The 12587-nt window shown below is 68.1% G+C and carries 17 protein-coding genes; 7 read left to right on the top strand and 10 right to left on the bottom strand.

All coding sequences use genetic code 11. From position 1 onward, the window contains the following. Positions 1 to 215 precede the first annotated feature (215 nt). The 3 genes from VJ162_RS11640 to VJ162_RS11630 are packed head-to-tail and all read right to left on the bottom strand — an operon-like array spanning position 216 to position 2885. Positions 216 to 434: a hypothetical protein gene (locus tag VJ162_RS11640; protein WP_324664447.1), complete on the bottom strand. Its 219-nt coding sequence runs from the start codon at positions 432 to 434 to the stop codon at positions 216 to 218. A 2-nt stretch (positions 435 to 436) separates the two neighbouring features. Then, positions 437 to 1438, bottom strand: coding sequence for a cytochrome d ubiquinol oxidase subunit II (locus VJ162_RS11635; protein ID WP_324664446.1), 1002 nt, complete (start codon positions 1436 to 1438; stop codon positions 437 to 439). Beyond that, the gene (locus VJ162_RS11630; RefSeq protein WP_324664445.1) at positions 1431 to 2885 is read right to left on the bottom strand and encodes a cytochrome ubiquinol oxidase subunit I; all 1455 of its coding nucleotides are present in this window, start codon (positions 2883 to 2885) and stop codon (positions 1431 to 1433) included. The genes VJ162_RS11635 and VJ162_RS11630 overlap by 8 nt, the downstream gene beginning before the upstream one ends. Positions 2886 to 3126: 241 nt before the next feature. On the opposite strand from VJ162_RS11630, the gene VJ162_RS11625 reads away from it, so the two are divergent. Both VJ162_RS11625 and VJ162_RS11620 read left to right on the top strand, forming a co-directional pair. Further along, positions 3127 to 3567 carry a DUF302 domain-containing protein gene (locus VJ162_RS11625; RefSeq protein ID WP_324664444.1) on the top strand — a complete coding sequence of 147 codons (441 nt, stop codon included), beginning with the start codon at positions 3127 to 3129 and terminating at the stop codon, positions 3565 to 3567. Between the two features lie 2 nt (positions 3568 to 3569). Beyond that, the gene (locus VJ162_RS11620) at positions 3570 to 4130 is read left to right on the top strand and encodes a class I SAM-dependent methyltransferase (RefSeq protein ID WP_324664443.1); all 561 of its coding nucleotides are present in this window, start codon (positions 3570 to 3572) and stop codon (positions 4128 to 4130) included. 9 nt (positions 4131 to 4139) lie between these two features. Here VJ162_RS11620 and VJ162_RS11615 read toward each other — a convergent pair whose 3' ends face one another. The 3 genes from VJ162_RS11615 to VJ162_RS11605 are packed head-to-tail and all read right to left on the bottom strand — an operon-like array spanning position 4140 to position 6005. Further along, positions 4140 to 4793, bottom strand: coding sequence for a cytochrome c biogenesis CcdA family protein (locus VJ162_RS11615; RefSeq protein ID WP_324664441.1), 654 nt, complete (start codon positions 4791 to 4793; stop codon positions 4140 to 4142). Beyond that, positions 4790 to 5314: a TlpA family protein disulfide reductase gene (locus tag VJ162_RS11610; RefSeq protein WP_324664440.1), complete on the bottom strand. Its 525-nt coding sequence runs from the start codon at positions 5312 to 5314 to the stop codon at positions 4790 to 4792. The genes VJ162_RS11615 and VJ162_RS11610 overlap by 4 nt, the downstream gene beginning before the upstream one ends. A gap of 1 nt (position 5315) precedes the next feature. Further along, the gene (locus VJ162_RS11605) at positions 5316 to 6005 is read right to left on the bottom strand and encodes an SCO family protein (protein WP_324664439.1); all 690 of its coding nucleotides are present in this window, start codon (positions 6003 to 6005) and stop codon (positions 5316 to 5318) included. 140 nt (positions 6006 to 6145) lie between these two features. On the opposite strand from VJ162_RS11605, the gene VJ162_RS11600 reads away from it, so the two are divergent. Genes VJ162_RS11600 through VJ162_RS11590 form a run of 3 tightly spaced genes read left to right on the top strand, consistent with a single transcriptional unit; the run spans position 6146 to position 9584 of the window. Then, positions 6146 to 8056 (top strand): NosD domain-containing protein, encoded by a 1911-nt coding sequence (locus VJ162_RS11600; RefSeq protein ID WP_324664438.1) that lies wholly within the window; start codon positions 6146 to 6148, stop codon positions 8054 to 8056. Next, a complete protein-coding gene (locus VJ162_RS11595) occupies positions 8053 to 8772 on the top strand; it encodes an ABC transporter ATP-binding protein (protein WP_324664437.1) in 720 nt (239 codons plus the stop codon). The genes VJ162_RS11600 and VJ162_RS11595 overlap by 4 nt, the downstream gene beginning before the upstream one ends. After that, a complete protein-coding gene (locus VJ162_RS11590; protein WP_324664435.1) occupies positions 8769 to 9584 on the top strand; it encodes a hypothetical protein in 816 nt (271 codons plus the stop codon). The genes VJ162_RS11595 and VJ162_RS11590 overlap by 4 nt, the downstream gene beginning before the upstream one ends. Here the strand turns inward: VJ162_RS11590 and VJ162_RS11585 are convergent, their stop codons facing one another. The 3 genes from VJ162_RS11585 to VJ162_RS11575 form a co-directional block, all read right to left on the bottom strand. Beyond that, entirely contained in the window at positions 9585 to 10103 is a 519-nt protein-coding gene (locus tag VJ162_RS11585) for a winged helix-turn-helix transcriptional regulator (protein ID WP_324664434.1), read from the bottom strand. A gap of 68 nt (positions 10104 to 10171) precedes the next feature. After that, on the bottom strand, positions 10172 to 10726 hold the full coding sequence (locus VJ162_RS11580) for a nitrous oxide reductase accessory protein NosL (protein WP_324664432.1): 555 nt from the start codon (positions 10724 to 10726) through the stop codon (positions 10172 to 10174). Between the two features lie 59 nt (positions 10727 to 10785). Next, positions 10786 to 11106, bottom strand: coding sequence for a DUF7471 family protein (locus tag VJ162_RS11575; protein WP_324664430.1), 321 nt, complete (start codon positions 11104 to 11106; stop codon positions 10786 to 10788). A 149-nt stretch (positions 11107 to 11255) separates the two neighbouring features. Here VJ162_RS11575 and trxA point away from each other — a divergent pair, with 149 nt between their 5' ends. Together trxA and VJ162_RS11565 are read left to right on the top strand one after the other, a co-directional pair. Next, positions 11256 to 11666, top strand: a complete 411-nt coding sequence (gene trxA, locus VJ162_RS11570) for a thioredoxin (RefSeq protein WP_324664429.1) — start codon at positions 11256 to 11258, stop codon at positions 11664 to 11666. 68 nt (positions 11667 to 11734) lie between these two features. Beyond that, complete coding sequence (locus tag VJ162_RS11565; protein WP_324664428.1) at positions 11735 to 11959, top strand: YgaP family membrane protein; 225 nt, start codon at positions 11735 to 11737, stop codon at positions 11957 to 11959. 235 nt (positions 11960 to 12194) lie between these two features. Here the strand turns inward: VJ162_RS11565 and VJ162_RS11560 are convergent, their stop codons facing one another. Beyond that, positions 12195 to 12587 (bottom strand): hypothetical protein, encoded by a 393-nt coding sequence (locus VJ162_RS11560; protein ID WP_324664427.1) that lies wholly within the window; start codon positions 12585 to 12587, stop codon positions 12195 to 12197.

The raw sequence follows: 12587 nt of genomic DNA, 5'->3' as shown, positions 1-12587 counted from the left end.
GCACTGAAACGCCGGATTCTCGACTGTCGTCTCTGTATCCCAGCCCCGTTCACGGCCGGTATCGTGTACGGACTGACGACCGACGATATGGTAACGGCACTGGGCGCCCTCTTGCTCGTGCCGAACGCAGCGTTGCTCTTTGCGGTCGGTCTCCGGCGGAAGAACACGCCCCTGTCTGACAGATAGCGCAGCTGTAAGCCAGTCGCGTCGACTGCCTACTGACGGTCGGCGATGCGTTGCTGTATCAGTCTATCCACGTTGTACAACAGGGCGCCGACGGAGGCCAGCACTGTCGCCAGATAGACGATGAGCTGCGGTGGACCCGAGGCTGCACCGCCCAGCGCCGCCCCGGCGAAGCCGACGGCAACGACCTCGACCCAGGTGACGACGATGCGCGACAGTAACAGGGTCCCTGGTGCGCTCGCATCGGCCACTGTCAGTACGCCTCCTCGGGAGAGATGGGACCACGGAAGGCCGAGTACAGGGTCACGAAGTACACCGCAACCAGCGGCAGCAACAGCGACGCACCGATGGTCATCAGGTTCAGCGGCAGCGTCGAGACGACGGTGTCACGGACGGTGGCACCAGCCGCCGGGTCGATGTGGGGGTACATGAGTGTCGCGACGACGGCGACGAGCCCGTAGGTCATGGCCGCCGCCGCCCCGAGGGCTCGAAGGCTCCACTCTCGCCGGAGCGCCACGACGTACCCCGCTCCGAGTCCGACAGAGGCGACGACGAGGGCAAGGATTGTGGGGGTGAGCAGCGCCGAGAGCCCGTCCGGCAACCGCAGGGCGAGGACGCCCAGCGTGGCGACCACGGCGAGCAGGTATCCCACAGTCGCGGCCGTGCCGTAGGTTGTCACCGCCTCGGGGAGCCGCTTGCGGGCTTTCAGCTGGAGGAACGCCGCCCCCGAGACGACGGTCAGCAGCGTCAGCGTGACGCCCACGACGAGGCCGACGAGAGTGAGCGAACGGCCACTGCCGACGAGCCAATTGCCGGCGAAAACGCCAAGCAGGAAGGGAGCGAGGACGCTGCCGGCGACGAAGGCCCGCCCCCACCACCGCTGCCACGCCGCGTTGTGGCGCTGTTCGTACATCTCCGGGGCCAGCCCGCGAAGGATGAGCGCGCCCAGAACGCCGAACATAAGCAGGTAGTGGCGGCTGAACAGGCCGGCATACGCCGCCGGGAACGCGGCAAAGAGTGCCCCGCCGAAGACGACCAGCCACACCTCGTTGCCGTCCCAGAACGGGCCGATAGCCGCCAGCACGGTCTCGCGTTCGTCCTCGGACTCCAGCAGAGCGAATATCGCGCCGGCCCCGAAGTCAAAGCCGTCGAGGAAGAGGAAGGTAGCCAGCATTGTGAAGACAAGACCGAACCACAGCTCGGGCAGCGGGAGGCCAAAGAGCGGGCCGGCGGCGAGCGCGTCGACGCTAGTCATCGTCGACCGCCTCCGGGGTCGGCCCGCTCGGACTCGGGTCCGGGTCGGGAGATGGCGTGTCGTTCTCAACGGACCGGAGCTCGTCGTGTTCCGGCGGCCCGTTCCGGATGATACGCCAGATAACGTATGTGTACAGCCCCAGCAGCGCCGCGTAGACCCCCACGAAGCCGACCAGCGTGATGGTCGCTTCCGTCCCGGTCAGGCCCGACGAGACGCCGGCGCTCGTTCGCAACACATCCTGGATGACCCACGGCTGTCGACCGACTTCGGTGACAATCCAGCCCAGCTCGACGGCGAGGATACCCAGCAGGGACGACCCCATCAGTGCCTTGTGCAGGAGGCCGTCTTCGAGCAACTGGCCCTTGTACCACCGGTAGCCGCCCCAGAGGGCAAGCAGGATGAACCAAAAGCCCAGCCCGACCATCGCGCGGAACGCCCAGAACACGATAGCGACGGGCGGAGACTCGGTCTCGAAGGAGTTCAGCCCGCGTATCTCGGCTGTCGGGTCACCCCCGCTGGCCAGCCAGGATGCGCCGCCGGGTATCCCGATGCCGAACAGCTCTTTGGCCCGCGGGTCGGTGAATCCGTCGACGCTGGTCGGTACGGCGACGATGTACTCGGGGACGTACGACTCGGTCTCCCAGACGGCCTCCATCGCGGCGAACTTCTGGGGCTGGGTCTCGGCGACGTGTCGACCGTACATGTCACCGTGGAGCACCTGTAACGGCGCGGTGATGAGCAGGGCGACGAGCCCGATCTTCAGCGTGGCCTCCCAGAACCGTGGGTTCTCGACGGGGTACCCCCAGACGTGGTGTCTGAACACGTAGTAGGCGCCGACGCCGGCCATAAACAGCGCGACCGACTCGACGGCCGCGTTCTGCATGTGGACGAACATGTAGCCAAATCGGGGGTTGAGATACGCCGCCATCGGGTCGACGAGGTGGACGACGGTCTGGCCATTCTCCGTTGCGAGTTCGTAGCCACGCGGAGTCTGCATCCACGAGTTCGCGATGAGAATCCACACCGCCGACAGCCACGTCCCCAGGCCGACGGCGACGCTCGAGACGAAGTAGAGTTTGTCACCGACGCGGTCCCGGCCGAAGACGAACACGCCGAGGAAGGTCGCCTCTAGCATGAACGCCATCATCCCCTCGACGGCCAGCGGGCCGCCGAACAGTTCGCCCGCCGTGGTCGAGAACGCGGCGAAGTTCGTGCCGAACTCGAATTCGAGGACGATGCCGGTGACGGTGCCGACGACGAAGGAGATGGCGAATATTTTGGTCCAGAAGCGACGCAACTGCTCGTATATCGGCTCGTCAGTCCGGATGTCCTTCCACGTGAAGTAGATGAGAAACGGGGCAAGGCCCATGCTCATCACCGGGAAGATGATGTGGACGATCGTCGTGACTGCAAACTGGAGCCGACTTGCGATGACTGGGTCGATCATGGTTGGCAATCGGGTGACGGCGGGGACTGGTGTCTAACGGGAGTACGTTCGAGAGAGTGGTAGTTCCAGTTTTGTCGTGTGACAAGGATACGGTTCACTCGGCGTGGCTCCTGTCCCGCGATGGCGACCCGCCGGGCCGATAACCGCGACTTACCGGTGACAGACGATATCACGCGTTGTGTGACAGCCCGGCGTAGGGTATCCGAAGAATTTTGCGCGTGTAACACAATTTTATACACGAATGTCGCTACCAATTGACCCACGGCAGTTCGACCCGGAGGACATCGGGGAAGTCCAGACGACCCTGGAGATGGACCACGAGGCCGCCGTCGAGCACGTGCGTGACGTGTTCACCGACGCCGGCTTCGGCGTCGCCACGGAGTTTTCCCCCTCGGAGCTGCTCAACGAGAAAGTCGACGCCGGTCGGGACCCGTACTACGTGCTGGGCGCGTGCAACCCGAACGTGGCCGACCGGGCGCTCGACGCGTCGGACAAGCGGCTGGGCGGGCTCTTTCCGTGTAACGTCGTCATCTGGGAGGAAGAGCCCGGAGTTCAGCGGGTCTACCACGTCAGCATCATGCGGATCGCCCGGCTCGTCGGGATGGCGCCCGACGACGAGGCGATGGCCGACATCATCGCCGACACCGGTGAGCTGGTCGATGAGGCCTTCGAGAACCTCTAACGATGGGTCACCACACCTTCGACGCCGACCGCGCGGCGTCGCTTGAAGCCCCCGAGCGACGGTACAGTGTTCTCTCCGCCGAGGAGCTGCGCTGGGCGGTCGACTGCTCGCCCGACGACACCGTCGTAGACTTAGGTAGCGGGACCGGGTTCTACACCGACGACATCGCGGCCGACGCCGGCGAGCTGTACGCCGTCGACCTCCAGCCGGAGATGCACGACTACTACCGCGAGAAGGGGGTTCCGACGAACGTCGAACTCGTGACCGCGCCGGTCGACGACATGCCCCTCGACGCCGGCAGCGCCGACGCGGCGTTCTCGACGATGACCTACCACGAGTTCGCGACGGCGGCGGCGATCGAGGAGATACGCCGCGTGCTCCGACCCGGCGGGCGCCTCGCCGTCGCCGACTGGGCCGCCGACGGGGAGGGCGAGCGGGGACCGCCCCTCGCTGAGCGCTACTCGCTCGACGACGCGGTCGAGACGCTCCGTGAACACGGTTTTGCCGTCGAGTTCGAGGCCGCGCGGCCGGAGACGTACCTCCTGGTCGCGACGGCGGAGTGAGCGGGCTGGTTACCAGCCCACCGATAGCCCGGCCCACAGTTGCACGGCGCCTGCACAGACCATGACGCCCCCCGCGATACGGGTCACGGCCGTGCCAGACACGTCGGTGGCACCGGTCAGGAGGTCGGCGCCGTACCCTGCCGCCACTGTCGTCCCGACCATCGGGAGCGCCACGCCAACGGCGTAGGTCGTGACGACAGTCGCGCCCGAAAGCGGTGTCATCGCGATGGCCTGTGCGACCACCGCCAGCAGGACGGGGACGGTACATCCCGCGGCGGCGACCGCGTAGGCGGCGCCGAAGGCGAACACGCCCGGCAGCGTGCCCCGACGGCGCGGGAGCGACACCCGTACCGACGGTGCCCGGCCGGCAGCCGTCACGAGGCCGAGCGCGACCAGCACGCCGCCGGCGACGGGTTCAAGTCCGGCCACCGACGCCACCAGGTGTGTATCGACGGCGTACACGCCGGCCGTCAGCGCCGCGAAGACGACGAGCACGCCCGCGGCCGCGGCCAGGCCCTGCCAAAGCGGGTACGTCTCCCCCCGACCGCCGTGCCGGTCGGCGTAGAACGCGACGTACCCCGGCAAGAGCGGGAAGACACACGGGGCGGCAAACGTCGTCAGTCCAGCGCCGAACGCGAACGCGAGCGCGCTCCCGGCCGTCATCCGTCGGTCACCTCGGTGACGGCTTCGACCAGGCTGGCCGCGTCGAACCGGCCGGTGTGTCGCCAGGCGACCCCGCCGTCGGCGTCGAGCACGAGCGTCGTCGGCACCCGCGTCGCGTCGTATCGCTCGGCGAGTGCCGTCCCCTCGTCCAGCCCGACGGACCAGCGCCCGTCGTGGGCCCGCCACCACTCGCGTACGTCAGCCCGTGTCACCGAGAGCCCGACGGGCTCGCTCGTCACCGAAAGGAACCCGACCGGCGCGTCCAGCCGTCGCCGGGCGGTCGCGAGCGTCGACATCTGGTCGGCACAGACAGCACAGGTCGTGGCGAAGAACTCGAGTATCAGCGGCCGGTCGGCCGGCGGGACGGTGACCGTGCCGGCCTCGCTCCCGGGGGCGGCCAGCGTCTCGACCGCGACGGATTCCGGGGCGCCGTCGCCGGACAGCCACGGCCCGGCGTACAGCCCACTCGCGCCCAGCGCGGCCGTTCCGGCGACGCCGGCGAGGAGGTGGCGGCGGCGCATGTCACCCCGTCCGCTCGACGACCGTCTGTACGTCTGTAAGCACCTGTTCGGCGTCCGGCTGTTCGGTCCGGTACGTGCGCTCGACGTATCCGTCGGGGTTGACAAGGAAGGTAAGCGAGAGGTGCTTGAAGTCGTACCCCTCCACCCGCTCGCTCTTTTCGCCCCCCACGCGCTCGAAGGTGATACCGAGTTGCTCGTCGACGACCTGCTGTGCGGTTTCGGCGTCCTCGGGCCGGAGAAACTCCCAGTTGCCGGCGTCGCGGTCGACATCCATACGTGTGGCGTACTCCCGAAGCGCCTCGGCGTCGTCCCGTTCCGGGTCGAACGTTATCGCCAGAAAGCGGACGCTGTCGGCGATGTCCTGCTCGATAGTCCCGTGCTGGACGCCGACCAGCTGGCCGACCAGCTGGACACACTCGGCCGGGCAGGTCGCAAAGAAACCCGTGACGACGAGCGTCTCGTCCAGTTCCCCGGTGGCAATCGTCTCGCCCGACAGCGGGTTCGGGAGCGAGAACGCCGGCAGGGCCTGGCCGTGTGCGGGGTACGGTAGCTCGTCACTGTCGAACTGGCGGTCGGCCGGCGGGTCGAGCACGACGTTCGACCCCGAGCCGTTCCAGACTCGACTGAGACAACCGGCGACCGCTGCAGTCCCGGACGCTGTGACACCCTGAAGTAGCTGTCGCCGTCGCATCAGTGGCAATTGGAAAATTGCGAGCAAAAGCGGTCTGGTGGGGCTCTCGTAACGGTTCGACGCCTGTACCACACTCCGACGGACAGCTTCGACAACCCAACCAGACCGGGTATTATCGAGGGTTTCGTACCCGTCGGTGGATGGGTCACACGCTATCGATGTGGCAGACGGTTGCGGCACTGGGGGTGGTTGTCGCCGCCGTCGTGTTCGGTGGCGCCTTCGCGGTCGACCTCGGCAGCGAACGCCCCGACCCCGTTCCGTTCGACCAGACCGTCCAGCGCGGGATGACGATGGCAGACGAACAGCGCGCGCTCAGCCGCGATATCAGCGTCCCGCGGGTGCAGGTGTTCTACTCGCAGTACCGCTACGTCGTCGGCTACGAGGGGCTCGACCGGGCCGTGACGGCGCTCACCGAATCGGGCCACGAACAGCAGTTTGGCTACCCGCTTGCGGTGTACGTCTCCGACTACAGCGGCGTCGAGGGCCGCTGTAGCGACAGGGGGACGCTCAGGATCGAGGGCACCCCGGGCTGGGTGGCCGCGAGCGACGCCCACTTCGTCGTCGGCGGGGCCGCTCGGGGCCCGTCGGGGCCCGTCACGGTGCCGTTCGGGAGCCGCGACGACGCCGACGCGTTCGTAAAGCGGTGTGGCGGCCGCGTCGTCGACTGGGCGACGCTGCGGAACCGCTCGTTCGAGCGCGACGCCTCGACGGCGGTGCGAGCGTCGGTCGACGACCGGCGAGCGCGCGCCAACGCCACCGTCCGGGCCGCCCGCGAGCGCAGCGCGCGCCCGGTGTCGGTCGTCGTGGGCAAGGACGCCCCGACGGTTCAGGGTGCCGTCGACGCCGCGCCGCCGAACACGACCGTGGTCGTCCCGGCCGGCACCTACCGGGAGCGAGTGACCGTCGAGAAACCGATAACGCTCCGCGGGCGGGGGGCGACACTCGACGGCGGCGACAACGGCTCCGTCGTGACGGTGCGGGCCGACCGCGTCGGTCTCGTCGGGTTCGACCTGCGCGGCGTCGGGAACCGGACGGTCGGCAATCGCTCGGCGGCCGGCGACGCCTGGGACGCGACCGTGACCGCGGCCTACGGTAACAGCGACGCGGCGGTCACAGCCCACAACGCCTCGTCGCTGTACGCCGCGGACCTCTCGGTCCGGACGCCGTCGAGCGGTCTCGTCCTCCGACAGACGCCCGACGCGGTCGTCGAGAACGTCACGGTCAACGGGACTGGACACTGGCAGGACGGCTTCATGAGCGTCGTCGGGATGCACGGCGACATCGTCGTCCAGAACAGCCGGTTTCGCGGCGGCCGCGACGGCGTCTATCTCCATCGCGCCGACGGGACCGTCATCCGTGACAACGCCTTCCACGGCGGGCGGTTTGGCGTCCACCTGATGTACACCTCCTCGACCCTCGTCGCGGACAACACGGCCCGCAGCCAGCTGTACTCGGGCGTCGTCGTCATGACAAACCCCGAGCGCAACGCCGTCGTGGGCAACGACATCCGCCACTCGGGCAGCGGTATCATGATGGCCGGCAGCCGGAGCTACGTCGCCCGCAACGTCATCGCGAACACGTCACGGGGGCTCTCGACCAACGCCGGTCGCTCCCGCTACGAGCACAACGTCATCTACGGCAACAAAATCGGCCTCAGCGCCGCGACGGTGCTGCCCTCGAACGATGTCGTGGCAAACGACTTCGTCGCCAACGGCAAACACGCCGTCTCCGGCCCGGGTCCGCTGCGCCGGTACACCCACGACGGGCGAGGCAACTACTGGAGCGGCGCGTACGACCTCGCGACTGGCGACAGGGCGACACTGACCCAGCCCTACTCGCCGACCGACACGGTCGACCGCCGGCTCCACGAGACGGACGCCGCGGTCGTCCTCCGCTCGGCGCCGAGTGTCCGCGCCCTCCGGTCGCTGCGGGGCACGACACCGGGCTTTCGCCGTGGGAGCATCGTCGACACGCACCCGCTGGCCGAGCCAGCGAACCCAGACACTCTCGCCATGCTACGAAACGAGACTACGACGGAGCGAGCGACATGACCGACGAACCGTACCTGTCGACCAGCGAACTGACGAAGTCCTACGGCGACGTGACCGCCCTCGATGCGGTGACAGTCACGTTCCCCGACACCGCCGTGACCGGCCTCGTCGGACCGAACGGCTCGGGGAAGACGACACTGATTGAACTACTGTTGGGTATCGAGCGACCGACTCTCGGCACTGTCGAGTACGGTGGACCCGACGCGGTCCGTCGCTTTGGCTACCTGCCACAGCGCCCGACGTTCCGGCCGGGGTTTACCGTCGCCGAGACGCTCGGCTTCTACGCCGGGCTGGTCGATGACGACCCGGACCGACTGCTGGCGGAAGTCGGGCTCGAGGCGGTCGCGGATCGACCGGTCACTGGCCTCTCGGGCGGGATGACGCGCCTGCTGGGTATCGCACAGGCGCTGGCCGGCGACCCGCCGGTGGTGGTGCTCGACGAACCGGCCAGCGGGCTGGACCCGGCGATGAGCGAACGGATATTCTCGGTCGTCGAGGACCTCGCCGCCGAGGGCCGTGCCGTCGTGTTGAGTTCGCACGAACTTCCCCTCGTCGAACGGACCGCCGACCGCCTGGCCGTCCTCGAATCGGGGCGGCTCCGCACGACGGGAACCCCCTCGGAGCTGCGAGAGCGGACCGGCGGGCCGCTCCACGAGACGTTCACGTCGCTGTTAGCGGGGGAAACCGGCGTCGTCTCGGTGGGAGGTGACCGATGACGACGGCGGCCCGCGTCTGGCGCGTGTTCGCCCGCGAGGTCAGGGCGGCGCGTCGAACGCGGACGTATCTCGCGCTGGCGCTCGTGACGGCCGTCGCCGTCTTCGGCGTCGCCGTCGCCGGTGGCGGCCCGACCGGCGGCTACGTCCCCACCGTCATCGACGTACTCGTCGTCGTCGAGGTGCTGGTGCCGGCCGTCGCCTTCGCCGTCGGCTACCGCGCGCTGGCCGACCCCATCTCGCGGGGCGAACTGGACGTACTGGAGACGTATCCGCTCCCGGCGTGGGGGTACGTCGGCGGCACCTACGCGGGCCGTGCGGTGGTGCTCTCGGCCCTGGTCGGCGTGCCCCTCGCGGCGCTTGGCGCCTACGTGGCGACGACGGCCGGGCCCGAGACGACGGTGTTTGCGAGTCACCGCGGGATCGATTCGCCGTGGCTGTACCTGCGGTTCCTCGCGCTCACGCTGGTGTACGGGCTCGTCTCGCTGTCGCTTGTCCTCCTGCTTTCGGTCGTCGCCGGCTCTCGCGCTCGCGCGCTCGTCCTCGCGCTGGCCGGCCTCCTGGTGCTCACCGTCGGCGGGGACGTCGCGGTGTTTGCGGCGCTTGACGGCGGTGTGGTGACGAGTGGCTCTCTCGGCGGGGCGCTTGCGGTGACACCCGCCGGGGCGTACCGCGGGCTGGTGTTCGACCAGGTGCTGTACGTGGCTGTCCCGACCCGGTCGTCGTTCGTCTCGGGGTGGCTCGCGACCGGCGCCCTGCTGTGTTGGTGGGTGGCGACGCTGGTCGGCGCCGCCGTCGTCGCCACCCTGCGGTGACTAACTGCTGTCGGCCAGTCCCCCGTCGATGAGGCGCGTGAACCGGTCGACGAGCCGGTCCGCGAGGGAGGGGGTCACCTCGCCCAGCAGGCGGCGCGTCTCCTCGGGCCGGACCAGTTCGACGACGACCCGGCCCCGGTCGCCGTAGGACTTCTCGACGACGCCCGCGTCGGCGAGCGAGGAAACGTGCCACGCGACCGTACTGCGGCTCACGTCCAGTCGGTCGGTGAGCTCGGCCGCCGCCAGCGGGCCATCCTCGATGAGGTGGGCAAGCAGTGCCCGGGCCGTCTCGCGCCGGGCGAACGCCATGGTTCGGCGCTCCCACGGGTCGTAAGACCGGTCGAAGTAGTGTGTCTGGCCGCGGATCTCGTCGGCGACGATGTCCCCAGCCCTGTCGAGTTTCCTGAGGTGGTACTGGGCCTGCCCCGTCGCGATGTCCAGTTCGTCTTTGAGGGCGGTAAAGTGGACGCCCGGGTTGGCTTCGACGTGTTCGTACACCCGCTCTCTGACCGTAGGCATTCGATGTCTCGGAGTTCTCACACCAGTAAAAACAGGCTGTCGCCTGTTCTCAACTCACAGGAATCCCCTCAGCCGCTACTGACGAGCTCGCGCCGGATATCCGTCGCAGGGAGGGTCTGCCCGCCGTACTCCTCGGCGAAGCCCTCGGCGTCGTCGCTGTCGGTAAAGGGGACGATAGCGGCCCCCATCGCGCCCTGTACGTCGGAGTTGGCGACGACAGTCAGATCCGCCGTCCCGGCGAACGCCGAGGCGTCGAGGTGGTGTGTCAACACGGTGGCCCCGCCGTCGGTCCGCACGTCGTAGTCGACGCTGCTGTAATCGGTCAGGAACGTCGCCGCCGGCGCCCACCCCTCCTGTTCCTTCTGGAACCGATGTCGGTAGGTACAGATCGTACTACAGAACAGTGCCGGCTCGCCCCCGGTCGGCGTGTTGTCCTCGTAGTAGGTCTCCCCGACCGGCCCGGGGTGGTCAGCGATGACCATGCCACACTGGTCGCAGTTCGCCTCGTCCCCGATGGTGACGGTCTCCGGGCCGTCAGCGCCGCTCTGACAGCCTGCGAGCGCAAGCGCTGTCGCCGTGGCGAGCACCCGTCTACGTGTCGGGCGGTGTGTGCGGTCTGACATACCGTGTACTACTCCGACGGTCGGGAAATGGCTCTTGGTGCGGTCGTCGAAACTGCCGGTCACTCCGGCGACGGCGGCCGGTCGACGGCGGCGATGGCCCCGAGGACGAGAAGCGCTATCGCGAGGTCGACGCCGTGTCCGGCGAGGTGATGGACCGGCATCGGGACCGCGCCCAGGGCAGTCCCGAAACCCAGCATGGACCGGGCGACGAGGAGCCCGATAGCGACCGTCAAAAGCAGGTACGGCCTGGTCCGACGCCTGAGCGTGCCGGCGGCGGCGACGGCGAAAAGCGCCAGCGTCCCCAGCGTCGCGAGTCCGATGAGAGCCAGGAGTGCCGTGGCCTCGCCCCATCCGAGCCAGTCGCCGATCAGTCGGAGCATCCCTCGCCGTGGTACTTCGTGAGTGACCGACGAAACAGTTTCGACAGCGACGGCGGTGTGGGCCAGCCGACACGCCCAGCCGGGCGGCCATCCAGTATTGTACACTATGTGCAAAACAAATAAGCCCGAGGAACGCGTTGTCTCAGTCGATGACCGACGAACTAGCGGAGATTCGACAACGGAAACTGGAACAGCTCCGAAACGGCGAGCGACAGACGGGCGACAGCGGACAGAGCGAGCTGTCACCGAGCGAGCCGGTCCACGTCGACGGCGCCGAAGCGTTCCAGGATGTCGTCGCCGATGGGGTCGTTCTGGTGGATTTCTACGCCGACTGGTGTGGCCCGTGCAAGCAGCTCGAACCCATCGTCGAGCGCGTGGCGGCCGGGACCGACGCCACGGTCGCAAAAGTCGATATCGACGCGAGCCAGGGCCTTGCGGCCCAGTTCGGCGTCCGTAGCGTTCCCACCCTGCTGCTGTTTGCGGGCGGCGAGCAGGTCGAACAGCTCGTCGGTCTCCAGCAGGAGTCACAGCTGCGCTCGCTCATCGAGCGGTACAGCTGAGAACGCCACCTTTCTTGGGAGAGTTGTGCAATAGCAACCTTATTGTCGCTGGAGCGCTACATACGAGTATGGCTCAAAATGTCGGTGCGACGGACGGGCGCGTCAGAATCGGACTGGGCGCTATCGCCGGAATCGTCTCGCTCGCGGTACTCGCGGGCGTACTCCCGCTCCCGCCGCTTGCCTCACCTGTCCTAGGACTCGGCGCGGTGATTCTCCTCGGTACCGCGGTCACGGGTTTCTGTCCTCTCTACTCGGTTCTGGGGATGGACACCTGTCCGGTCGAGACCCGGTGACGCCACGTCGTCCACATCGCAGCCGGGAAATTTTCCGCTAGTTCTGCCGCGGTAGACGGCGGTCCCAGCCCCCGAGTCGGTCGCGGCGACCCGGTGTCGGGCCGGTTGCGCAGGCGCTCCGACGGAGGAGACAGTTCCCGGCGCCGCGACGGACCCGTTTTCCGGCTGTGCGACGACGCGGGCTCGTTGTACGCCGGGACGACGATGTCGACCGTCGGCATGGAAAAATCGGCCCTCAACGGTCCTTCACCGCGCGCCCGAGCGACCGCACCATAGAGAGTGCGTATCTGACGCCCGCGAGGAACTCCCCGTCACGGAGACCCTCCCACACATCGTAGCGGTCGACGGGCCCGTTCGCGTCGGCCTCCCCCAGCGCCCGCAACAGTGCCTCGATACCACGCCGGGCGTCGTCGTCGGCGGCCACGTCGGCGAGTTCGGCCAGCGACGAGCCGGTCCGGGCCAGCTCGGCGACCATCTCGTCGTCCATCGCGGCGGTCCCGAGCTCGGCCACCTCGACCAGCTCGTTGACCGTGTCCAGATTCCGGACGAACGTGGCAAACGCCTCCGGGTTCGCCTCGATGGCGGCGGTCAGTTCCTCGGTCGGGTCGTCGGATTGTTGTTTACTCAT

Source organism: Haloarcula sediminis (assembly GCF_035656455.1).
Classification (GTDB): domain Archaea; phylum Halobacteriota; class Halobacteria; order Halobacteriales; family Haloarculaceae; genus Haloarcula; species Haloarcula sediminis.
Note: the sequence above shows the minus strand (reverse complement) of the source record. Positions and strands in the feature narration are given on the sequence as shown.